The following is a 22,504-nucleotide window of genomic DNA, read 5'->3' on the forward strand; positions in this document are numbered from 1 at the left end:
ATGTTAGACAGGCACGGCACGACGTCGGGACGGTTCGGCGGAAGGGGCGCTTCACCCGGGTACGTGGGCTGCCGGTAGGCCGGTGTAGCGGCCCCGGTGGTAGAGCAGTGGTGAGCCGGCGCCGGCGCTGCGGAGCAGTTCCGGTTCGGCCAGCACGATGGCGTGACTGCCGACCCTGACCCGGTCGATCACCCGGCACAGCAGCCAGGCCAGCGCGTCGGCCAGGACGGGCACGCCCTCCGGGCCGGGCTGCCAACGGGTCGGTGCCGCGAACCGGTTGATCCCGCTGGTGGCGAAGGTCCGCGCGAGTTGGTGCTGATCGTGGGCGAGCAGGTGCACCCCGACATGCCGTGCGGCCGCCATCGTGGGCCAGCTCGACGAGCCGGTGTCGACGCAGAACGACACGACCGGCGGTCGGAGCGAGACGGCGGAGAAGGAGGTGGCGGTGAACCCGGCCAGCGGAGGTCCGGGCGCGGTGACCACGGTGACCGTGCTCGCCTGGTGACGCAGGAGGTTGCGGAGCTCCGCCACGTCGGCATCGACGGGCTCGAGATCGTCGGTGGGCGGCGCCATGGGGTACTCCCTACGCTCCGGGAACGGCCTCGGGTCAATAACCTACTGATCCGGTTGGTTATGTCGATATTCTGAGCCGATCAACCAGACCATGACAAGTGGCGTCCAGATCCCGGACAGTTCTCCCCGTTTCGGCCGCAACAGCACGACGCTGTGGGTGCGTTTCTTGTCGCTCCAGCGACAAGAAACGCACCCACAGCGTTCAGCAGACGCCGACCCCGCGCGCAGGGTACGCGTCCCGGGTCACGAGGTGGTCGTGGCAAGGCTGGGTTCGGCGGTGCGTTGCTCCGGGGTGCTCACCGTGGTGCTGGGGCTGCCCGGGGCGAGCTGAACCCGCACCTCGGAGTCGACCGCGACGCCCAGGGCGAGGAACTCGTTGCGAGTGAGCGTCACCGTCACCGGCTGGCCGCCGGTCGTGGCCACGTCGACCCGGATCTCGAAACCGATCCGGGTGATCCGGGTGACCCGGGCGGCCACTCCGGTGGTGCCGCCGGCCGACAGTTGCAGGTCGTGCGGGCGCACCAACTGGTCGCCGAGCTGGGTGACCGGGCCGAGGAAGCGCATGACGAACTCGTTGGCCGGACGGTCGTACAGGTCGTCGGGTGAGCCGATCTGCTCCACCCGCCCCTCGTTGATCACCACGATCTCGTCGGCCACCTCCAGGGCCTCCTCCTGGTCGTGGGTGACGAAGACGGTGGTGACGTGCACCTCGTCGTGCAGCCGGCGCAGCCAGTCCCGCAACTCCTTACGGACCTTGGCGTCCAGGGCGCCGAACGGCTCGTCGAGCAGCAGCACGGTCGGCTCGACGGCCAGTGCCCGGGCCAACGCCATCCGCTGGCGCTGCCCGCCGGAGAGCTGCGCGGGCAGCCGCTCGGCGAACTGCTCCAGGTGGACCAGGGCGAGCAGTTCGTCGACCCGCCTGCGGATCTCGTCCTTGGGTCGCTTGCGGATCTCCAGACCGAAGGCCACGTTGCGGCGTACGGTCAGGTGCTTGAACGCGGCGTAGTGCTGGAACACGAAGCCGACGTTGCGTTTCTGCGGCGGCAGACCGGTGGCGTCCACACCCTCGATCTCCACAGTCCCGGTGTCGGCGCGCTCCAGGCCCGCGATGATCCGCAGCAGGGTGGACTTGCCGCCACCGGAGGGACCGAGCAGGGCGGTCAGGCGGCCGGACGGGATGCTCACCGACACGTCGTCCAGCGCGACGAAGTCGCCGAAACGCTTGCCGACGTTGACAATCTCGATGCTCAACGGTCTTCCTTCGGCCTCAGGACGGACACGACGATGATGCAGGCGACAGCGACGAGAGCCAGCAGGAACGCGGTCGCGTACGAGCCGCCCTTGTCGAAGTTCAGGTACTTCTCCTCGACGACGAGGGTGGCCGTACGGGTCTCGCCGAGCACGTTGCCGGAGACGACCTTCACCGCCCCGAACTCGCCCAGGGAACGGGCCAGGCTGAGCACGACACCGTAGATCACCCCCCACTTGATCGCCGGCAGGGTGATCCGGCGGAACGTCTGCACGGCGTTCGCGCCGAGGCTGCGGGCGGCCTGCTCCTGCTCGTCGCCGATCTCCTGAAGGACCGGTACGACCTCCCGGATGACCAGCGGCAACGCCACGAACACGGTGGCCAGCACCATGCCCGGCGTGGCGAAGATGATCTGAAGGCCGGCGGATTCGAGAGTCGGGCCGAACCAGCCCTCCCGACCGCCGTAGACCAGCACCAGGGCGAGGCCGACGACGATGGGCGAGACCGACAGCGGCATGTCGAGCAGGGCGTTGAGCAGCCGCTTGCCGGGGAAGTCGTAGCGGACCAGCAGGATCGAGATGCCGACGCCGAACACCGTGTTGATCACGACGGCGGTCACCGCGATGACCACGGTGAGCCGCAGCGCGTGGGTGACGTCGGGATCGGTGAGGATGTCGTTGAGGCTGGTGAAACCGTCGGCGAGCGCGTTGCGGCCGACCAGGTACAACGGCCAGGCCACCAGGAGGAACAGGTACGCGGTGACCACCGCGCGCAGCACGTACCGGCCGGGTCGGCGGCCGACCTGGTTGCGGGTGGTGATCGAGTGTTCAGCCACGGCGTATCACCCTCCGCTGGATGACGTCGAGCACGACGATGACGGCCAACGAGACGGCCAGCAGCACCACCGCGACCGCCGCCGCGCTGTCGATGTTGTCGTTCTCGATGCTGCTGAGGATGCGTACGGAGGCCACCTCGGTACGCATCGGCAGGTTGCCGGTGAGCAGGACCAGTGAGCCGTACTCGCCGACCGCGCGGGCGAACGACAACGCCGCGCCCGCAGCGATGGCCGGGGTGAGGCTCGGCAGGACGATGCGCCGGAAGGTGGTGTACCGGCTGGCCCCCAGCGACGCGGCGGCCTCCTCCACCTCCGGGTCGAGTTCGGCAAGCACCGGCTGCACGGTCCGCACGATGAACGGCAGGGTGACGAAGAGGAAGGCGAGGAAGACCGCGATCCGGGTGTTGGCGATGTTGACCCCGAGCGGGCTGGTCGGCCCGTACAGCGACAGCAGCACCAGACCGGCGACGATCGTCGGCAACGCGAACGGCACGTCGATCAGGATCTCCAGCGCCCGTTTGCCGAAGAACCTGTCGCGGACCAGCACCCAGGCGATCAGGGTGCCCATCACGATGTTGACCAGGGTGACCAGCAGCGCGGTGCCCACGGTCAGCCGGATGGTGGCGGCGGTCTGCTCGTTGGTCACCGACCGCCAGAAGCCGGCCCAGCCACCCTCGGCGGCGGTCACCGCGACGGCGGCCAGCGGGATCAGCACGAGCAGGCTGAACCACACCATGGCCACGCCGAGGCCCAGCCCGGACACCCGGGTCAGCGGCAGGCCGCTCCGGACCGACCGGCGGTTGGCCGCCGGCCGGTCCGGAGCAAGAGTTGCCGAGGTCACTTCGCCTTCCCGGAGGCCGCGATGACCTTGGTGATGATGCCCTCGTTCTCGTCGAAGAACTTCTTGGACAGTGCCGACCAGCTCTCGAAGTCCGCGTCGACGGTGAGCAGCTTCTGCGGTGCCGGGAACGGGTTGGCCGGGTCGAGCGCGCCCTCGATGCCGCTGGTGTCGACGCCGTCGATGATCGGGCGGAAGCCGGTCAGGGCGAACTGCCGCTGCCCCTGCGGGCCGAGCACGAAGTCCAGCCACTCCTTCGCCTTCGGGTCCGCGTCCTTGAGGACGGCGCCCGGGTTCTGGATCAGGATGGTGGTGGGAGGCAGGATCCAGTCCAGATCCTCGCCGTTCTGCCGGGCCAGGATCGTCTCGTTCTCGTAGGCCAGCAGCACGTCACCGGTGCCACCGAGGAAGGTGGTGGTGGCGTCCCGGCCGCTGCCCGGCAGCGACACCACGTTGGCGAACAACTTGGTGAGGAACTCCTGCGCCTGGGCGTCGGTGCCACCGTTGGCGGCGATGTGGCCCCAGGCGGCGAGGGCGTTCCAGCGGGCGGCGCCGGAGGAGGCCGGGTTGGGCGTGACGATGCCGATGCCGGGCTTGATCAGATCGTCCCAGCCCTGAATGTTCTTGGGGTTGCCCTTGCGTACGGCCAGGACCACGACCGACGAGGACACGATCCCCTTGTTCGGGCCGTCGTCCCAGCTCTCCTCGACCAGACCGGCGTCGACCAGGCGGGTCACGTCGCTGCTGACGGAGAAGTGCACGTAGTCGGCCTTGAGGCCGGAGACCACCGCGCGACTCTGGTCGCCGGAGGCGCCGTAGGAGGACTTGAACCGTACGCCCTTGCCCGCCTCGGTCTTGTTCCATTCCGCGGCGATGGCCTTGTTGGCCGCCTCGGGCACCGCGAATCCGACGATGTTCAAGGTGCTGGAGTCACTCGCCGAGGTGCCGCCGCCGCAGCCCGACAGGGCCAGGCCGGTGACCATGGCGAGAGCGATGGCCGTTCTGATCCGGAGCCTCATCGCAGGTGTCCTCCTCCAGTGCGCGCCCGCACTCTATAAATCCGACCGACTAGATAGGGAATATGCCCGTTTTGGGCCATCAACAGGAAAAGCGGTGTTGGATCGCGGTCACGGACCGAGCCTCGGTGCCCAGCCGACAACGGCGCGACGACGATCCCGACGCGCCCGGCTCACGCCGGCGCGGCAGCATCGATCGCCTGCCCGACCGCGCACCGAATATCCCACCAACTCGACAGGATTTCAAGCCTTAATCCCGGCCGGACCGGGTGGACACCCGACCGGCGTGGACATCCGCCGAGCGGTCGACGGGCACGAGCAGGTCGGCGAGGCTGGACCGGTCGACCACCCCCTCGATCGCGCGGTGCACCGACTGCCACACCTCGCCCAGCCCGGCGGCCACCCCGTGATACGTCGCCACCTCGGCGGGCGCCCCCCGAACCGTGGTCAGTGGCCCGCCGGTGGCCCGCAACACGTCACCGACGGTGATCTCCTCCGGCGCCCTGGTCAGCGCGTATCCACCGTCGGAACCGCGGGCGCTGTGCAGCAGACCGGCACGGCGCAGATCCAGCAGGATGCCCTGCAGGAAGGAGTACGGGATGTCCTGGCTGGCCGCGAGCGCCGCCGCCTTCACCAGGGCCGGGTGCTGCTGGGCCATCGCCAACATGGCCCGTACGGCGTAGTCCGATCGCGCTGACACGTACACGCCTAGACCCCCGGTGCCCTACATACTCCATCGAACATATAGGGATACTGGACAAGGTCGTACGGCGCGTCAAGAGCCACGGTGCCGGCGAAAGCGTCAGGAGACGCGCATCGCCCGTACGGCCTCTCCCGCGTACAGGCAGGCGGCCCGGTGCCCGGCGGCGACCTCGACCAGCGCCGGATCGGTCTCGGCGCAGTCGGGTCGCACCTGCGGGCAGCGGGTCCGGAACCGGCAGCCACTCGGCGGGTCGACCGGGCTGGGAATGTCCCCACTGAGGATGACCCGCCGACGTTCCCGTTCGACCCGCGGTTCCGCCACCGGAATCCCCGACAGCAGCGCGGCGGTGTACGGATGCGCCGGCTCCCGCCAGATCTGCGCGGGTGTGCCGCTCTCCACGATGCGACCCAGATACATCACCGCCATCCGGTCGCTCATGTGCTCGACGGCGGCCAGATCGTGGGCGATGAACAGGTAGGTCAGTCCCAGGTCCCGTTGCAGCCCGCGCAGCAGATTCATGATCTGCGCCTGCACACTGAGATCGAGCGAGGCGATCGGCTCGTCGAGGACGATCAGGTCCGGCTCGCCGGCCAGCGCGCGGGCGATACCCACCCGCTGTCGCTGGCCGCCGGAGAGCTCATGCGGATGCCGGTCGGCCAGGTCCCGACGCAGACCCACCGCGTCGAGCAGTTCATCGACGCGGCGACGACGAGCGGCGGAGGAGTCGACGAGCCGGTGCACGATCAACGGTTCGGCGATGCTGGACCCGACGGTACGGCGCGGATCGAGCGACGCCTGCGGATCCTGGAACACCATGGCGACCCGACGCCGCAGCACCCGCAGCTGGCGACGCGACCAGCCGGTCACGTCCTGCCCGGCCACCCGGACACTGCCCGTGGTGGGATCGACCAGGCGCAGCAACGCCAGACCGGTGGTCGACTTGCCGCTGCCCGACTCCCCCACCAGCCCCAGCGTCTCGCCCCGGCGGACCTGCAACGACACCCCGTCGACCGCCCGGACCACGCCGGCCGAGGTCGGGAACCAGACCCGCAGGTCGTCGAGCTCGGCGACCGCCTCGGTCGCACCGCGCTGCGTCGGCAGCTGCACCTCACGGCGCTTCATCGGCCCTCCCCGTCGGGTTGCTGCGGGTAGAAGGTGCGGACGTGGTGGGCGCCGGCAACCGGGACCAGCGGCGGCAACTCGTGCTCACACCGGGCGTCGCCGCGCACCGGGCAGCGGGGCCAGAAGGCGCAGCCGGCGGGTAGCTCGTGCGGGCTCGGTGGCGCGCCGGCGATGGTGACCAGGTCACCACCGCCGGCCCCGGGCTCGGGTCGGGCGGCGAGCAGAGCCGAGGTGTACGGGTGCCCCGGCCGATCGAACACCGCCTCGACCGGCCCCTGTTCGACGATCCGCCCGGCGTACATCACCGCCACGGTGTCCGCGATGCCGGCGACCACACCCAGGTCGTGGGTGATCCAGACGACCGCGGTGCCGAGGCGCTGTTGCAGGTCGGCGACCAGCTCGACGATCTGGGCCTGGGTGGTGACGTCCAGCGCGGTGGTCGGCTCGTCGGCGATCAGCAGATCCGGCTCGCAGGCCAACGCCATGGCGATGACCACCCGCTGGCGCATGCCACCGGAGAACTGGTGCGGGTATGCGTCGACCCGCTGCGCGGCCGACGGGATGCCGACCAGGTCGAGCAGTTCGATGGCACGGGTGCGGGCAGCCCGCCGGGTCAACCCGAGATGCTCCTCGCCGGCCTCGGCGACCTGCCGCCCCACGGTCAGCACCGGGTTCAGCGAGGTCATCGGATCCTGGAAGACGAAACCGACGTGCCGGCCCCGCATCCGCCGCTGCCGATCCGCCGGCAACGCGGTGAAGTCCTCGCCGAGCAGCCGTACGCTGCCCGACACCCGGGCGGCGCGCGGCGCCAGGCCGGTGGCGGCCAGCACGCTCATGCTCTTGCCGCTGCCCGACTCGCCGACCAGGGCGAGGGTCTGCCCCGCCTCGACCGACCAGTCGACTCCGGCCACCGCGCGGGCCGGACCGCGCCGGGTGCCGATGGTGACGGTGAGCCCCGACACGGCCAGTACGCTCATCCGGTGCTCCTCCTGGCCTCGTCGACGGTCAACTGGCGGGGGTCGAGCACGTCCCGCAGCGCGTCACCGACCAGGTTGAACGCCAGCACGGTGCAGAAGATGGCGGCGCCGGGGAAGACACCCAACCACCAGGCGTCGGTGACGAAACCCCGCCCGTCGTAGAGCATCCGCCCCCAGGCGGGGGCCGGTGGCTGCACGCCGAGACCGAGGAAGGACAGCGCCGCCTCGGACAGGATCGCGAAGGCCAGCGACAGCGACGTCTGCACGATCAGCGGCGCGGCGATGTTCGGCAGCACGTGCCGGCGCATGATCCGCAGGTCGGACGCGCCGATGGAGACCGCGGCCCGGACGAAGACCTGCTCCCGCACCGAGAGCACACCGGCGCGGGTGACCCGGGCGAAGATCGGCGTGTAGACCACCCCGATGGCGATCATCGCGGTCAGCAGGCCCGGCCCGAGCACCGCCACGATGGCCACCGCGAGCAGCAGCACCGGGAACGCGAACAGCACGTCCATGCAGCGCATCAGCAGGTTGTCCAGCCAGCCCCGGTAGTAGCCGGCGAGCAGGCCGAGGGTGACCCCGGCGACCAGGGCGATGCCGACGCTCACCGCGCCGACCTGAAGGGACACCCGGGCGGCGACCATGACCCGGCTGAGCACGTCGCGGCCGAGTTCGTCGGTGCCGAACGGATGCGCCCAACTGGGCGCCTGGAGCATCCGGTCGACGTCCACGTCGTTGACGCCGGCCGGTGCCAACCACGGCCCGGCCACCCCGACCACGACCAGCAGCATCAGAACCGCGGTGCCGGTCAGGGCCAGCGGGTCGTGGCGCAACGCCGACAGGGCGCGCCGCAACTGCCCCTCGCTCCGGCTGACCGTCGGCGCGCTCATTTGACCGTGATCCTCGGGTCGAGGCGGGCATAGAGGATGTCCACCAACAGGTTGACCAGCAGGAACAGCGCCGCGACCAGCAGCACCGCGCCCTGGAGTACGGGATAGTCGCGGGCGCGGACCGCCTCGAAGGTGAGCCGGCCGATACCCGGCCAGGCGAACAGCACCTCGATCACGATCACCCCGCCGAGCAGGCTCGCCAACTGCACCGCCACCACGGTGACCACCGGGATCAGGGCGTTGCGCAGCACGTGCCGCAGCACCACCACCCGGGTACGCAGCCCCTTGGCCTGGGCGGTGCGGACGTAGTCCTCCGACAGCACCTCCAGCATCGACGAGCGGATGAACCGGGTCAGGATCGACGCCGTCACCAGGCCCACTGTCGCCGCCGGCAGGGCGACGTGCGACGCCCACCGGGCCGGGTCCTCGGTCAACGCCACGTACCCCGATGGCGGCAGCCAGCCGAGCACCCCGGCGAAGAGCAGGATGCCCATGATGCCCATCCAGAAGTCCGGCACCGAGACACCGAACTGGCTGAACACCCGCGCCGCGTGGTCGACGATCGATCCGCTGCGCATCGCCGACACGATGCCCAGCGGCAGGGCGATCACCAACGCGAACAGCACAGCGGTCACGGCCAGCGACAGCGTCGCGGGCAGCCGCTCCAACACGATGGCGGTGACCGGCCGTCCACTGCGGAAACTGACCCCCAGGTCGCCGGTCAGCGCCCGCCGCAGATAGTCGAAATACTGCACCACCAGGGGTTGGTCCAGCCCCGCCCGAGCTCGCAGCGCCTCGTAGGTCTGCGGGTCGAACCGGGTGCCGAGCGCCACCCGGACCGGGTCACCCGGCACCAGTTGCAGCAGCAGGAACACCACGAGAGTGACGCCGAGCAGCACCACGCAGGACTGGAGCAGTCGGCGGATGACGAAGCGGGCCACCTGCGGTCCCCTGCCCGCTCACCTGGTCAGCGCCACGTCGCGGAACCGGATCGCCCGGTCGGTGCGTACCTGATAGCCGGTGACCTGTTTCGACCAGCCCTGCGCCACGTCGGGGTTGTAGAGGTAGATGTAGCTGGCGTCGTCGACGATCTGCTTGGCCACCTGCTCGTACTGCTGCTTGCGGGTGTTCTGGTCGGTCTGCGTGCGGGCCCGGTCCAGCAGCTGGTCGACGGCGGGGTTGTGGTACTTGTGGAAGTTGAACGTGCCGCCGCTGTGGTGCTGGGCGTAGTAGAACTCGTCCGGGTCGATGTTGCCCAGCCAGCCGAGCATGAACGAGTCGAAGTTGCCGCTGCCCTGCTCGTCGAGCCACTGCGCGAAGTCCAGCGTACGGATCTTGACGTTGATGCCGATGCCGCCGAGCTGCGAGGCGATGACCTGCGCGGCGGTGACCGTCTCCGGGTACTCGCTGGTCACCATCAGGTCCATGGTCAGGTCACTGACCCCGGCCTGGTCGAGCAGCTGCCGGGCCTGGTTCACATCGTGCGAGTACGGCGCGTACTCGTAGTAGAAGGCGCTGTTCTGCGGAATCGCCGTCTGGTTGACCGTGGCCAACCCGAACTTGGCGGCCTTGGTGATCGCCTCCCGGTCCAGCGCGAACGCGATCGCCCGACGCACGTTGACGTCGTCGTACGGCTTACGCGCCTGGTTGAGGGCCAGGTACCAGTAGTCCGTCGACGGCACCGACTGGACGGTCGGCTCGTCGCCGTCGAGCAGCGCGGGCACCTGCTGCGGCGGCAGGTTGTCGGTCCACTGCACCTCGTTGCCGCGCAGATTCTGCAACGCCACCGTGGGGTCGCTGACGAAGGTGAACCGCACCCCGTCGAGCTTGGGCCGCTCACCCCAGTAGTTGTCGTTGCGGACCAGCTGGATGTTGTCGCCGGAGGTGTAGCCACTGAGCGCGAAGGGTCCGCTGCCGATCGGCTTGGTGGTGATCTCGCCGGACTCCACGTTGGCCTTCTGCACGATCGCCACCCCCTTGAAGCCGCCCAGGTTGGCCAGCAGATTCGGGGTGGGCGCGGACAGGGTGATGACCACCGTGGTCGGGTTCGACGCGGTCACCGACTTGACCGTGCCGAACTTGTACGCCGTGTTCAGCTTCTCGTCGATGATCCGCTTGTACGAGTAGACGACGTCCTCGGCGGTCAGCGGCGTACCGTCGGAGAACTTGACCCCCTCGCGGAGGGTGAACGTCCAGGTCAGCTGGTCGTCGCTGGTGGTCCACTCGGTGGCCAGCGACGGCTGCATCTCCAGGTTCGCGTCGGGCTCCACCAGGGTGTCGAAGACGTTCTCCAGCACCTGGAAGCTGTAGTAGGCCGAGGTCTTGTGCGGGTCGAGCTGATCCGGTTCACCACCGATGGCGGCGTTCAGGACACCCCCTGCGCCGGCCCCGTTCCCGCCGTCGACATCGACGCCCTCCCCCGCGCTACAGCCCACCGTGGCGGTGAGCAGCAGAGCGAGCGTCGCGCCGGCCAACCCGAATCTGGTGCTGGACATGGTCCTCCCCCAGGGTTCCTGCGGCCACTGCTTGACCCCACGCTAGCCGCAAACCGGGCATCCGGCAGGCCGCGACCGGCGTCAATTACCGGCAGCGGCGCAGTTGTTGCTGGTCAAGCGCACGGTGTACTCGGCATCGTCGTGCGTGATACCGGACGGCTGACCGTCGAACCAGGTCTCCACCTTCTGCCAACCCCGGCGCTGCTCATAATGCAGATGCGGGGCCCCGGAGTTGCCGGTGCTGCCGATCCGCCCGATCTGCTGCCCCTGGGCGACCCGCTGCCCCACCTGCACCATCGGCGGTTCGAGCAGGTGCAGATACTGGGTCTCCCACCGCCCGCCGTGGTCGATCTTCACCCAGTAGCCGCCACCGCGGCCCCGAGGCCCGTCCGGATTCTCCGGCGTACGCCCACCGAGCGACCCGTTGATGCCCGCCACGGTGACCGTGCCCTCGTACGAGGCGAGCACCGGCTGCCCCCACGGGTCACCCTTGAGTGGGAAGAAGTCCACGTCGTTGTCACCGTGACCGGGATAGGTGCCCACCTGCCAGGTCTCACCGCAGCCCACCGGCATCTGGAACAACGGTCGCGGCCCCGGCGGCAACACCTGCGGCACCACCACGTACGCGACCGCGCCGAGCACCCCCAGCAGACCGACCACCAGCAGCAGCCAGGGCAGGCGCCTGCGGCGGCGACGGTGTGAGCGGGGGTGGCCGGTCGTCACGCCCCGAAGCATCTCAGACGCCCACAACGCCCCCTCCCACCCCGCCCTCCCCCCTCGCGACACCCCGCCACCCTCCTCCAACGACAAGGATCACGCCGAGATCGCGCTCGATCCCAGATCGAGTGGTTACTCAATCAGCCGCACACCGCTCGATCTGGGATCGAGCGCGATCTTCACGCAGTTCGACCGGCACTCGTCGTCCGTCCCCGCCCCTCCCTCCCCGCCCCTCCGTCACCGCCGCGTCGATCATGGTGTTTTGGTCGGGACAAATGCGGTCATATGCCACATCTCGGCGACCAGAACTCCATGATCGACGGGGAGAGCGGGTGGGGCGACGGGGACAGCGAGTGGATCGACGAACAGATCGGGCGTGGATCAGTGGAGGGAAGGGGGTTACTTGGGGGCGGGGCCGTTGTCGACCAGGCGGAAGCGGGTGGTTATCGGGGCGTCGCCGGCCTCTTCGAGGATCAGGCCTCGGGTGGAGGAGTTCTGCAGGTACGCCGAGTTGCTGCTGATCAGGTACGTGCCTTCGGCGGCGGGGTCGAGAGAGAAACGCTGTCGGGGTTCGGCCTCGTCGCAGGGGACGCCTTCGACGCGTAGGGGCTGGCTGCCGGCGGAGCGGACCTCCCAGCAGATGTCGGTCAGGTCGACGCCGGGTTCGGCGGCGGTACGGATCTGGTAGGTGCCGGACCCCTGCGGCGTGATCACGAACAGTCGGCGGCCCTCGACACCGTCGACCTCGCCCAGTCGGCCGTCGTCGAGCAGCGACAACGCCGATTCGAACGCGCCGGTACGCACGATGGCGACCTGGCGTGTGCCGGACAGCAGCCGATCGGTGCTCGGCGGTATGGCTGGCGAACTGGTGGGCGAATCAGGTGAATCAGGTGACCCCGTGGACGAGTCGGGCGAACCCGTGGGCGAAGTCGGCGAGGTCGACGGACGCGACGGATCGACACTGGGGCCGGTGGACGGGCCGATGACGGTGGACGGGCCGATGGGCATCGACTCCGTGGAGCCGCCGAGGCGGGCCAACGCGACACCCGCGCCGAGCGCGACGACTGCGGTGGCGGCGAGCGCGACCGACGCGGTCCGGCGGCGACGACGCCGCGTTTCGCCGCGTCGCCGGATGTCAGTGGCGGCGGGGATCCGGCTGTCCTGCCCCCCGTCGCGCGCCAACGCCCGCAGGGCGTCGTCGAGCTGGTTGTCGAAGCTCACGGCTGCCGCCCTCCGTCCATCTGGGAACTGCTCTCCTCGGTCAGGTGGGCGGCCAGCGCCCGGCGGCCCCGGGCCAGCCGGGTCTTGACGGTGTTCTCGTTGCTGCCCACCTCGGCCGCGATCTCGGTGACGCTGAGGCCGACCAGATGGTGCAGCACCACGACCCGACGCTGCTCGGTGGGGATGCGCCGCAGCGCCGTCACCACCGCGACGTGGTCGACCGAGGTGGCCTCCACCTGCTGCCCGGTGGCGTCCCGCCGATGGGCCCGCAGCCGGTTGACGGTCTTGCGCCAGGCGCTCACCGCCACCCGGTAGGCCACCCGGCGTACCCAGGCTTCCGGGCTGTCGCACTCGCGCACCGTCGCCCACCGGTCCCAGGCCCGGGCGTACGCCTCGGCCACCGCGTCCTCGGCTTCCGCCCGGTTGCCGATCATCGCGTACAGCTGCCCCAGCACCCGCTGCACGGACGCGGAGTAGAAGGCGTCGAACTCCGCAGCGTCACGCATCGATCAAAGTCTCCCACCCAACCCGATTCAATCCATCAACTGTCTGGTCACACCGGTGACCCGGCCGGGGGTGGACGGCCGGGTCACCGGGCCGGTCACCTGCGCGGGGCCGGGCCGGTGTCGTTGAACCGGAAACTGCTGAACGGCGCGGCGTCACCCAACTCCTCCAGGATCAGCCCGGATCGTACCGAGTCTCGCAGGTACGCCCAACGGTTGCTGATCACGTACTCGCGTGCTCCGCCACCCTCGGCGGCGGCGATGACGAACCGCTGCGCCGGGTCGTTCGCCCGGCAGGTGGCACCCCGCACGTACAGCGGTTGGGTGTTCTGCGGGTTGTGCGCCTGCCAGCAGATCGCCTTGCCGGTGCCGCCGCCGTAGTACGCCTTCATCAGGAACTCCCCCGAGCCGAGGGGGGTCGGCACGAACACCTGCCGTCCCTCGTCGCCGTCGACCTCGGCCAGCCGGCCACCGTCGAGCAGCGACAGACCGCCCTCGAACGCACCCACCCGTACGATCGTGACCCGGCGTTTGCCGGAGAGCACGGCGTCGATGCTCGGGGTCGGCTGCGGCGTCGGCCGCCCCTTGCCGGCACCGGGCGGCCGCGCCCCGGCCACCGGCGCTGCCGCAGCCGGCGCCTCGACGGCCACCGCGCTCGGCGTCGGTGTGTCGTTTTCGGACGCCGACGCCACCCCGTACACGGTCGCGGCAACGCTTGTCAGCGCCACCAGGCTCGCTCCAGCGAGCCATCTACCCACCACCACGGTTCCTCCCGGCTGCCTCGCCTGCCGAGGCCAGCTGCCCTTGCCGGCGGCTGGTCCTCGGTCGTTCAGCCTGATGACGCGTAGCGCCGGCAGCGGGTTTCACCGATCCGCCGCATTTCTCGTCGGGCATTGCGGACACCCTGGTCGGCAGTGACAAGACGACCGCACCACCACCCTTTCCCTGCCGTGAGCGACGCAATACGGTGTGTGCCAGCGAGACACGCCAATATCGGGGGCCAGCATGGCGGAGTTCGACTACATCGTGGTGGGTGCGGGGTCGGCCGGCTGTGTGCTGGCGAACCGGCTGACCGAGGACCCGGGCACGCGGGTCCTGCTCATCGAGGCCGGCGGCTGGGACCGCAGCCCCTGGGTCCGCATTCCCAAGGGTTTCAGCCGACTGATGGACGACCGACGCACCGCCTGGCACTACCCGGCGCAGGTCCGAGCGGGCCAGCAGGAGGTCTGGCAGCGCGGCCGGCTGGTCGGCGGGTCCAGCTCGATAAACGGCATGGTGTACGGCCGCGGCGACCGGCTCGACTACGACGAGCTGGAACGTCTCGGCAACCCCAGCTGGGGTTGGGACACCATGCTGCCGATCTTCAAGCGCCTGGAGGACAATCCGCTCGGCGCCTCCGAGGTGCGCGGCGCCGGCGGGCCGTTGCGCCTGTCCACCGCCACCGGCACCGACGAGATCAGCGAGAACGCCATCGCCGCCGGGGTGGAACTGGGCTGGCAGCGGGTGGACGATCTCAACGCCACCGACGACGAACGCGTCGGCTACCTGATGGCGACCATCCGCGACGGTCGCCGCAGCAACGCCGCCGACGCCTTCCTGCACCCGGTCCGCAACCGACCCAACCTCACCGTCGTGGTCGACACCGTGGTGGTACGCATCCTGATCGAGAACGGTCAGGCGGTCGGAGTACGCACCCGACAGGGCGGCCAGAGTGTCGATCATCGGGCCGCCGCCGAGGTGATCCTCGCGGCCGGGGCGATCGCCACCCCGCAGTTGTTGCAGGTCTCCGGCATCGGGCCGGCCGACACCCTGCGCCAGGCCGGTGTCCCGGTGCTGGCGGACCGGCCGCGCGTCGGGGTCGGCATGCGCGAGCACCGCACCACGCCCATGCAGTTCCGGCTGGCGGGCAAGGCCGGTTACAACGCCCGCCTGAGCCGCCCACTCGGGCAGGCGCGGGAGATGTTGCGCTACCTGGCCACCCGACGGGGGTTGCTCGCCCTGCCGGTGTACGACGTCGGGGCGTACTTCCGCTCCGCGCCGGACGTCGGGCACCCCGACGCGCAGTTGCTGCTCGCGCCCTTCTCGGCAGCACCCCGACGCCCCGGACGGGCGATCGAGTTGGAGTCCGAGTCGGGGTTGATGGCCCAGGTCACGGTGACCCGGCCGGAGAGCGAAGGCAGCCTGGCCATCACCTCGGCGGACCCGGGCACCGCACCGGCGATCGTGGCGAACTACTTCACCGCCCCGCACGACCGTCGGGTCGCCGTCGGCGCGTTCCGGCGGGTGCGGGAGTTGTTCGGTACGGCACCGATCGCCAAGCGGATCGTCGCTGAGACGCTGCCCGGCCCGACGGTGCAGGACGACGAGGAGATCATCGAGGCGGGGCTCGCCCTCGGCTACTGCGGCTACCACGCGGTGGGCACCTGCGCGATGGGGCCGGGCGACGACTTCGTGGTGGACCCCCGACTGCGGGTACGCGGTGTGGCAGGCCTACGCGTCGTGGACGCGTCGGTGCTGCCGATCCTCGTCTCGGGCTACCTCAACGCCCCGGTGATGGCGCTGGCCTGGCGCGCCGCCGACCTGATTCGCGCCGACCGCTGACCGTCCCCACACCCACCTGCGCGATGACTGTCATCCGCGTTGACCGTGACACCACCTGTAGAGCTTCCTAGGCAGATAGGCTGAAGGGGAAGTCGCCGGTTCGGCGAGTCTGAATGCCTACGGCGGGCCGGTGCCGGAGAGTTGTCAGACGGTGACTCGTACTGCCGGCCCGGTCGACCGACGGCGCAGCTGGCAGGGCTGTGACCTGTATTACCAACGTCCGCAGCGGGAATCAGCCCGCCGGTCACGGGTTGCAGCCAGTTGTGACGATCACGCCGCTGACTGCCCTGACCGCCCGTTTCGTGGAGACGACCCGATGACCTCAGTCGACACGGCCGTGGCGCCGGCGCAGCCGGTGATGCCCGGCGACCTGATGAGCCCTCGGCAACGCCTGCGGCTGATCCTCGTCCTCGGCTCGCTGATCGCGGTAGGGCCGCTGACCATCGACATGTACCTGCCGGCGCTGCCCGCGATCGTCGACGACTTCGCGACCAGTTCCGCCGCGGTGCAGTTGACCCTCACCGGCACGCTTATCGGTCTCGCGCTGGGCCAACTGCTGATCGGTCCCCTCTCCGACGCCGTCGGCCGCCGCGCACCGCTGATCGCCGGCACCGCACTGCACATCGTCGCCTCGGTGTGCTGCGCGCTCGCCCCGAACGTCACCGTGCTGGGGGCGCTACGGGTCGTGCAGGGTCTCGGGGCCGCGGCCGCCGCCGTGATCGCCACAGCCGTGGTGCGTGACCTGTTCACCGGTACCGCATTCGCCCGGATGCTCTCCCGGCTGCTGCTGGTGATGGGTGCCGCGCCGGTGCTCGCCCCCACGCTCGGCAGCGAACTGCTGCGGTGGACGCAGTGGCGTGGCGTGTTCGCGGCGCTGGCCGTCTTCGGCGTACTGCTGATGCTCGTCGCCGTGCTGGGGCTGCCGGAGACGTTACCGCCCGCGCGGCGGCAACGCGGCGGGCCGCTGCACATCGTGCGGCTCTACGGTGGACTGCTCCGCGACCGCGCCTTCGTCGGGTTGATCATGGTTGCCGGTCTGGCCATGGCGGCGCTGTTCGCCTACGTCGCCGGGTCCTCGTTCGTCATGCAGGAGCAGTACGGGCTGGACGAGCAGCAGTTCGGGATCGCCTTCGGCGCCGGCGCGATCGGTCTGATCGCCGCGACCCAGGGCAACGTACGACTGCTGCGCCGCTACACCCCGCAGCGGATCCTGCTGGTCGCCCTGCTCGCGGGCACGGCCGCCGCTCTCGTGCTCGTCGCGCTCGCCGTGACCGGCCTCGGCGGGCTGCCGGCGCTGCTGGTCGCGCTCTGGTTGGTGCTGGCCGCGACCGGTCTCGCACTGCCGAACGCGCCGGCGTTGGCGCTCAGCCGGCACGGTGAGGCGGCCGGTACCGCCTCCGCGCTGCTCGGCGCGGTGCAGTTCGGCGTCGGTGCGCTGGCCGCGCCGCTGGTCGGCGTGCTCGGCAACGGCGCGGTGGCGATGGCCGCAGTGATCGCCGGTGGCCTGGCCTCGGCACTGCTCGCCCTGCTCGTCGTGGCCCGGCCCGACCAGCTCGCCGCAGTGGAGGCGGAACCGGTGGCCGTAGCGCTGCACTGACCCGGCGGCGCACCGACGCCCGATCACCGCGCTCGGCTCTACCGGGCCCGCGCGACGACTCGACGGAAACGACGACGTCAACGCCGGGAAATGCGAAAGCAGGAAGCGGATCGCTTCCTGCCACTCTTAACTTATAGCGCACAGGGGGTCTTGCGGCAAGACCCCGGTGATGGCGCAGAATCTGCGCCCGAGGCCACGAGCTGCGGAAACGGCAGCGCCTGCGGTGCAAATAGAACCGCAGGAACTGGTGGCCGAATCCTCCACCGAATGGGCGGCGCATGTTTGACGTGATCGTTGTGGGCGGCGGACCGACCGGCCTGATGCTGGCCGCCGAGTTACGGCTGCACGGGGTGCAGGTCGTCGTACTGGAAAAGGACTCGGAGCCGACCACGTTCGTCAGGTCGCTCGGCCTGCACGTACGCAGCATCGAATTGTTGGACCAGCGTGGGCTGCTGGACACCTTCCTCGCGCACGGCCAGCGGTACCCGGTCGGCGGCTTCTTCGCCGCCATCGAGAAGCCGGCGCCGGAGCTGGACAGCGCACACGCGTACGTGCTCGGCATTCCGCAGACCACCACCGACCGGCTGCTCGCCGAGCATGCGGTCGCGGTCGGCGCGGACCTGCGGCGCGGCTGCGAACTGGTCGGGCTGAGCCAGGACGAGCACAGCGTCACCGCCGAACTGGCCGACGGCACCCAGCTGCGCGCCCGCTACCTGGTCGGCTGTGACGGCGGGCGCAGCACCGTACGCAATCTGCTCGGGGTTGGTTTTCCCGGCGAGCCGAGCCGGGTCGACACGCTGCTGGGTGAGATGGCGGCGGATGCCCCGCTGGACACGATCGTCGCCAGGGTCACCGAGATCCGCAAGACCCAGAAACGGTTCGGCCTCGGGCCCCTCGGCAACGGGGTCTACCGGGTCATCGTGCCCGCCGAGAAGGTGGCCGTCGACCGGACCGTCGCGCCGACGCTCGACGAGTTCAAACAGCAACTGCGGGCGTACGCGGGCACCGACTTCGGTGTGCACTCGCCGCGTTGGCTGTCTCGCTTCGGCGACGCCACCCGGCTGGCCGAGCGTTACCGGGTGGACCGGGTGCTGCTGGCCGGCGACGCCGCGCACATCCACCCGCCCACCGGCGGGCAGGGCCTCAACCTCGGCATCCAGGACGCGGTCAACCTCGGCTGGAAGCTCGCCGCCGAGGTCAACGGGTGGGCCCCGGAGGGGCTGCTGGACAGCTACCACACCGAACGGCATCCGGTCGCCGCGGACGTGCTGGACAACACCCGCGCGCAGATGGAGTTGCTCTCCACCGAGCCGGGCCCGCAGTCGCTGCGCCGGCTGTTGTCGGAGCTGATGGACTTCGAGGAGGTCAACCGGTACCTGACCGAGAAGATCACCGCGATCGGCGTCCGGTACGACTTCGGCGCGGGACACGACCTAGTCGGCCGGCGGATGCGGGACGTCCCGCTGGGCCGGGGACGCCTCTACGAGCTGACCCGGACCGGACGTGGGCTGCTGCTCGACCAGACCAGCCGGCTCTCGGTCGCCGGCTGGGCCGACCGGGTCGACCACGTCATGGACACCAGTGGCGAGCTGGACGTACCCGCGGTCCTGCTGCGGCCCGACGGCCACGTCGCCTGGGCCGGCGCCGACCAGCAGGAGTTGCGGGGCCAGCTACCGCGCTGGTTCGGCACCCCGACCGATTGACGTGATGTGCGAGCATCGCCCGCATGTCTGAGCTGACGGTGCGATCGATGACCGAGGCCGAGTTCGACCGGTGGCGGGCCGGCATTGTGCGGGCCTTCGCGGACGCGCAGGTGGCGGCCGGCAACTGGCCCGCCGAGGATGCCCAGGAACTGGCCCAGCAGAACAACGACACCCTGCTGCCGGAGGGCTTCGGCCCCCCCGGAATGCTGTTCCTCACCGGTGAACTCGGCGACGGAACCCCGATCGGGGTGTTGTGGATCGGCCTCACCCATCCGCGTGGCGCCCCGGACTGCGCGTTCCTCTACGACATCGAGATCGACGCGGAGCACCGTGGGGCGGGCTACGGGCGGGCCCTGCTCGCCGCCGGTGAGGACGCGGTCCGCCGGCACGGGGTCGGTGCCATCGAACTCAACGTCTTCGGTGACAACGCCCGCGCCGTCGGGCTGTACGGCAGTTCGGGATACCGGGTGGTCACGCAGCAGATGCGTAAGACCCTGGTGGCGCAGGAGTGAGTCGCTGGTTTGACCACGCTCGCAGTGGGCAGGACCAGCGGCATGCTGGTTGACCTGATGGGACGCATGGACGACACGCTGACGCTCGCGATCCAGGGCTACGGATGGCTGCCCAACCGCCTGCGCCACAGCCCGGAGGACGTGGTGCGGACCCGTCTGCTCGGCCAGAGAACGGTGGCGCTGCGCGGGCCCGACGCCGCCCGGTTCTTCTACGACGAGCAGCACATCCGCCGGCACGGCGCCATTCCCGAGCCGCTGCGGACCGGTTCGTCGGTCGGCAGATCGGTGCCTTCGACCTGGTGCCGCAGGGTGGCGGCGATCCGCGTACCGGCCATCGTTGCCCCGGGGAGCAGATCACCGTCGCGCTGCTGAAGGCCCTGGCCGTACGGCTGGCCCGTCTCGATTACCAGGTGCCCGCCCAGGACCTGGACATTCCGCTGCACCGCATCCCGACCCGGCCGGTCAGCGGCCTGGTGATGGCCGTGCCCGCCCGCAGCGCCGCACCACTGGGCACCCACTGGTCGGCGGTTGTCGAAACGGCGGTCCCGCGCCGCTGCGTACCCCGCCGTCTGCCACACGGCGAGCGCAGCTGAGGCCGCCCCGCTGACGATGCAGCGGGGCGGCCTCACGTGCGTGCCGGCGGCGGGGTCAGGACACCGAGGCGGGGAACCTTTCCCAGACCCGGTGGTTGGTCATCAGTTGCCGGACAGCGTCGAAGACGTCGTCGCCGGAGTCGCCGGTGACCACACCGGGGCTGCCGGTGACACCGGCCTGGTCCAGGACGGTGACGCCGGTGCCCCAGGCACCGATCGCCTTGGCGTGCCGCCAGACCTCCTCGACCAAGAGCAGCACCCGGGGGTCGACGGTGGCGGAGTTCGCCGCGCCGGCCTTGGCGTCCCGGGCGGGCAGCGCGTCGGGGGCCGGTGGTGGTGCGGCGGCGAGCAGGAGCGCGTCGAACTCGACCGAGCGGCCGGTGGCGAAGGTGCGCTGCACCGGCAGGTCGCCGATCATGCCGCCGTGTCCGGCGATCAGCAGCGGCACCATGTCGGCGGCGAAGACGGCGCGACGCACCTGGTGAATGGTGGCGAGGTCGCTGTCGTCGGTCACCACGATGCCGACCGTCCGGCCGTCGACCGGCCACTGCCGGCCCACCTGCGACAGCGCAGGGCTGGGCTCGACGTCGGCCAGCGGCACGGTCGGCTGCGGTGCGGGCAGTCCCAGGCCGGTGGCGACCTGGGCGCAGAGCACCGGGTCGATGTTGGCCAGGCACTGCAGCTGCCGTTCCTTGATCGCCTGGTGGTAGCACTTGCCCAGCTCGAAGGTGTAGGCCCGGATGATGTGTTCCTGCTCGACCGGGGACATGCTCAACCAGAAGAGTCGGGCCTGGCTGAAGTGATCATCGAAGGACGCCGGACTCTGCCGGATCTTGGGGGCCTGGGCCACCTGGACGGGTACGTCGATGAACGGGTGGTCGTCGTCGCCGGCCGGGAACGGGTTGCCGCCGTCGAGGGAGTTCGGCCGGTACGGTGCCACCCCGGCGTGGATGGCCTGCTGGTGGAAGCCGTCACGCAGCATGTCGTTGACCGCGGCGTGCGGCCGGTTGATCGGGATCTGCGAGAAGTTCGGCCCGGCCAGCCGGGTCAACTGCGTGTCGACGTACGAGAAGAGGCGGCCCTGCAACAGCGGATCGTTCGTGACGTCGATGCCGGGTGGCAGGTGGCCGACGTGGAAGGCGACCTGTTCGGTCTCGGCGAAGAAGTTCGTGGGCGTGCGGTTGAGCACCAGCTTGCCGATGGGCTGCACCGGCGCGAGTTCCTCCGGCACGATCTTGGTCGGGTCGAGCAGGTCGATGCCGGCGAACGTCTCCTCCGGGGTGTCGGGGAAGACCTGGATGCCGAGTTCCCACTCGGGGAAGGCGCCGGCCTCGATGGCGTCGTAGAGGTCGCGGCGGTGGAAGTCCGGGTCGATGCCGTTGAGCAGCTGCGCCTCCTCCCAGACCAGGGAGTGCACGCCCAGCTTGGGCTTCCAGTGGAACTTCACCAACGCTGTCTCCCCCGCCGCGTTGACCAGGCGGAAGGTGTGGACGCCGAAGCCTTCCATGGTCCGGTACGAGCGCGGGATGCCCCGATCGGACATGTTCCACATGGTGTGGTGCTGTGCCTCGGTGTGCAGGGAGACGAAGTCCCAGAAGGTGTCGTGGGCGCTCTGCGCCTGCGGGATCTCCCGGTCCGGGTGCGGCTTGGCGGCGTGGATGATGTCGGGGAACTTGATGGCGTCCTGGATGAAGAAGACCGGCATGTTGTTGGCGACCAGGTCGAAGGTGCCCTCGTCGGTGTAGAACTTGGTGGCGAAGCCACGGGTGTCGCGTACCGTGTCGGCCGAACCGCGCGAGCCGAGCACGGTGGAGAAGCGCACGAAGACCTCGGTCTCGCGGCCCTTGCGCAGGAAGCCGGCCCGGGTGACGTTCTCGGCGGTGCCGTACGCGGTGAACAGTCCGTGCGCGCCGGCGCCCCGGGCGTGCACGACCCGCTCCGGGATGCGCTCGTGGTCGAAGTGGGTGATCTTCTCCCGCAGGTGATGGTCCTGGAGCAGGACGGGTCCGCGGGGCCCCGCCTTCAGCGAGTGGTCGGTGTCGCGCAGCCGCGCCCCCTGCGCGGTGGTGAGGAAGGCACCCTGCTGGCCCTTTGCCGTCGGCGGCGTGCCGGTCTTCGCGCCGGTGGGCGTACGGGTCTGCGGGGTGCCCTGCTCGGGCTTGGGTGGCAGCGGGTCGTGCGGGGTGGTCGGCTCCGCCAGGGACGGCGGGGCGCTGCCCGGCGCACCGGGCACCTGCGGGGTCAGCGCCTCGGTGACCTTCTCCGCCGCGGATTCCACGACGTCCTTGACCGCCTTGGCGGGGTTACGCGATTCCATCTCTGCAGGTACCTCCCTGGAGCACAACGACCGGACTCCAGG

22 protein-coding genes are annotated in these 22,504 nt (G+C 70.2%); 6 read left to right on the plus strand and 16 right to left on the minus strand.

The genetic code is table 11. The features are described from left to right. Positions 1 to 51 precede the first annotated feature (51 nt). From JMF97_RS10090 to JMF97_RS10160, 15 genes are all read right to left on the minus strand, one after another. A complete protein-coding gene (locus JMF97_RS10090) occupies positions 52 to 573 on the minus strand; it encodes a flavin reductase family protein (protein ID WP_203221301.1) in 522 nt (173 codons plus the stop codon). Positions 574 to 816: 243 nt separating this feature from the next. Continuing rightward, positions 817 to 1,824 (minus strand): sulfate/molybdate ABC transporter ATP-binding protein, encoded by a 1,008-nt coding sequence (locus JMF97_RS10095; protein WP_203221302.1) that lies wholly within the window; start codon positions 1,822 to 1,824, stop codon positions 817 to 819. Then, positions 1,821 to 2,657 carry a sulfate ABC transporter permease gene (locus JMF97_RS10100; protein ID WP_203221303.1) on the minus strand — a complete coding sequence of 279 codons (837 nt, stop codon included), beginning with the start codon at positions 2,655 to 2,657 and terminating at the stop codon, positions 1,821 to 1,823. Before JMF97_RS10100 ends, JMF97_RS10095 begins: the two co-directional genes overlap by 4 nt. Further along, positions 2,650 to 3,498, minus strand: a complete 849-nt coding sequence (cysT, locus tag JMF97_RS10105; protein ID WP_203221304.1) for a sulfate ABC transporter permease subunit CysT — start codon at positions 3,496 to 3,498, stop codon at positions 2,650 to 2,652. Before cysT ends, JMF97_RS10100 begins: the two co-directional genes overlap by 8 nt. Beyond that, positions 3,495 to 4,514, minus strand: a complete 1,020-nt coding sequence (locus JMF97_RS10110; protein ID WP_203221305.1) for a sulfate ABC transporter substrate-binding protein — start codon at positions 4,512 to 4,514, stop codon at positions 3,495 to 3,497. The genes cysT and JMF97_RS10110 overlap by 4 nt, the downstream gene beginning before the upstream one ends. Positions 4,515 to 4,761: 247 nt before the next feature. Next, complete coding sequence (locus JMF97_RS10115) at positions 4,762 to 5,217, minus strand: RrF2 family transcriptional regulator (RefSeq protein WP_203221306.1); 456 nt, start codon at positions 5,215 to 5,217, stop codon at positions 4,762 to 4,764. Between the two features lie 96 nt (positions 5,218 to 5,313). Continuing rightward, on the minus strand, positions 5,314 to 6,336 hold the full coding sequence (locus JMF97_RS10120; protein WP_203221307.1) for an ABC transporter ATP-binding protein: 1,023 nt from the start codon (positions 6,334 to 6,336) through the stop codon (positions 5,314 to 5,316). Then, positions 6,333 to 7,313, minus strand: a complete 981-nt coding sequence (locus JMF97_RS10125) for an ABC transporter ATP-binding protein (RefSeq protein ID WP_203221308.1) — start codon at positions 7,311 to 7,313, stop codon at positions 6,333 to 6,335. The genes JMF97_RS10120 and JMF97_RS10125 overlap by 4 nt, the downstream gene beginning before the upstream one ends. Further along, the gene (locus tag JMF97_RS10130) at positions 7,310 to 8,203 is read right to left on the minus strand and encodes an ABC transporter permease (RefSeq protein ID WP_203221309.1); all 894 of its coding nucleotides are present in this window, start codon (positions 8,201 to 8,203) and stop codon (positions 7,310 to 7,312) included. Before JMF97_RS10130 ends, JMF97_RS10125 begins: the two co-directional genes overlap by 4 nt. Further along, entirely contained in the window at positions 8,200 to 9,144 is a 945-nt protein-coding gene (locus JMF97_RS10135; RefSeq protein ID WP_203221310.1) for an ABC transporter permease, read from the minus strand. Before JMF97_RS10135 ends, JMF97_RS10130 begins: the two co-directional genes overlap by 4 nt. A gap of 18 nt (positions 9,145 to 9,162) precedes the next feature. Then, positions 9,163 to 10,698, minus strand: coding sequence for an ABC transporter substrate-binding protein (locus JMF97_RS10140; protein ID WP_203221311.1), 1,536 nt, complete (start codon positions 10,696 to 10,698; stop codon positions 9,163 to 9,165). Positions 10,699 to 10,779: 81 nt separating this feature from the next. Further along, positions 10,780 to 11,433: a M23 family metallopeptidase gene (locus tag JMF97_RS10145; RefSeq protein ID WP_203221477.1), complete on the minus strand. Its 654-nt coding sequence runs from the start codon at positions 11,431 to 11,433 to the stop codon at positions 10,780 to 10,782. A gap of 381 nt (positions 11,434 to 11,814) precedes the next feature. After that, complete coding sequence (locus JMF97_RS10150; RefSeq protein ID WP_203221312.1) at positions 11,815 to 12,636, minus strand: RICIN domain-containing protein; 822 nt, start codon at positions 12,634 to 12,636, stop codon at positions 11,815 to 11,817. After that, positions 12,633 to 13,142: a sigma-70 family RNA polymerase sigma factor gene (locus JMF97_RS10155; protein WP_203221313.1), complete on the minus strand. Its 510-nt coding sequence runs from the start codon at positions 13,140 to 13,142 to the stop codon at positions 12,633 to 12,635. The genes JMF97_RS10150 and JMF97_RS10155 overlap by 4 nt, the downstream gene beginning before the upstream one ends. A 95-nt stretch (positions 13,143 to 13,237) precedes the next feature. Further along, positions 13,238 to 13,903: a hypothetical protein gene (locus tag JMF97_RS10160; RefSeq protein ID WP_307816852.1), complete on the minus strand. Its 666-nt coding sequence runs from the start codon at positions 13,901 to 13,903 to the stop codon at positions 13,238 to 13,240. Positions 13,904 to 14,144: 241 nt separating this feature from the next. Between JMF97_RS10160 and JMF97_RS10165 the strand changes: the two genes are divergently transcribed. From JMF97_RS10165 to JMF97_RS10190, 6 genes are all read left to right on the plus strand, one after another. Then, on the plus strand, positions 14,145 to 15,740 hold the full coding sequence (locus JMF97_RS10165) for a GMC family oxidoreductase (RefSeq protein WP_203221314.1): 1,596 nt from the start codon (positions 14,145 to 14,147) through the stop codon (positions 15,738 to 15,740). A gap of 316 nt (positions 15,741 to 16,056) precedes the next feature. Beyond that, positions 16,057 to 17,337: a multidrug effflux MFS transporter gene (locus JMF97_RS10170; protein ID WP_238359054.1), complete on the plus strand. Its 1,281-nt coding sequence runs from the start codon at positions 16,057 to 16,059 to the stop codon at positions 17,335 to 17,337. 278 nt (positions 17,338 to 17,615) lie between these two features. After that, complete coding sequence (rox, locus tag JMF97_RS10175) at positions 17,616 to 19,040, plus strand: rifampin monooxygenase (RefSeq protein ID WP_203221315.1); 1,425 nt, start codon at positions 17,616 to 17,618, stop codon at positions 19,038 to 19,040. 23 nt (positions 19,041 to 19,063) lie between these two features. After that, on the plus strand, positions 19,064 to 19,552 hold the full coding sequence (locus JMF97_RS10180) for a GNAT family N-acetyltransferase (RefSeq protein WP_203221316.1): 489 nt from the start codon (positions 19,064 to 19,066) through the stop codon (positions 19,550 to 19,552). Positions 19,553 to 19,594: 42 nt separating this feature from the next. After that, positions 19,595 to 19,924 carry a hypothetical protein gene (locus tag JMF97_RS10185; RefSeq protein ID WP_203221317.1) on the plus strand — a complete coding sequence of 110 codons (330 nt, stop codon included), beginning with the start codon at positions 19,595 to 19,597 and terminating at the stop codon, positions 19,922 to 19,924. Between the two features lie 38 nt (positions 19,925 to 19,962). Then, positions 19,963 to 20,145: a hypothetical protein gene (locus JMF97_RS10190; RefSeq protein WP_203221318.1), complete on the plus strand. Its 183-nt coding sequence runs from the start codon at positions 19,963 to 19,965 to the stop codon at positions 20,143 to 20,145. Positions 20,146 to 20,200: 55 nt separating this feature from the next. On the opposite strand, the gene JMF97_RS10195 is transcribed toward JMF97_RS10190, so the two are convergent. Beyond that, positions 20,201 to 22,462: a catalase gene (locus tag JMF97_RS10195; RefSeq protein WP_203221319.1), complete on the minus strand. Its 2,262-nt coding sequence runs from the start codon at positions 22,460 to 22,462 to the stop codon at positions 20,201 to 20,203. Positions 22,463 to 22,504 lie beyond the last annotated feature (42 nt).

The sequence above is a fragment of the Micromonospora fiedleri genome (genome assembly GCF_016774385.1).
Classification (GTDB): Bacteria; Actinomycetota; Actinomycetes; order Mycobacteriales; family Micromonosporaceae; genus Micromonospora; species Micromonospora gifhornensis.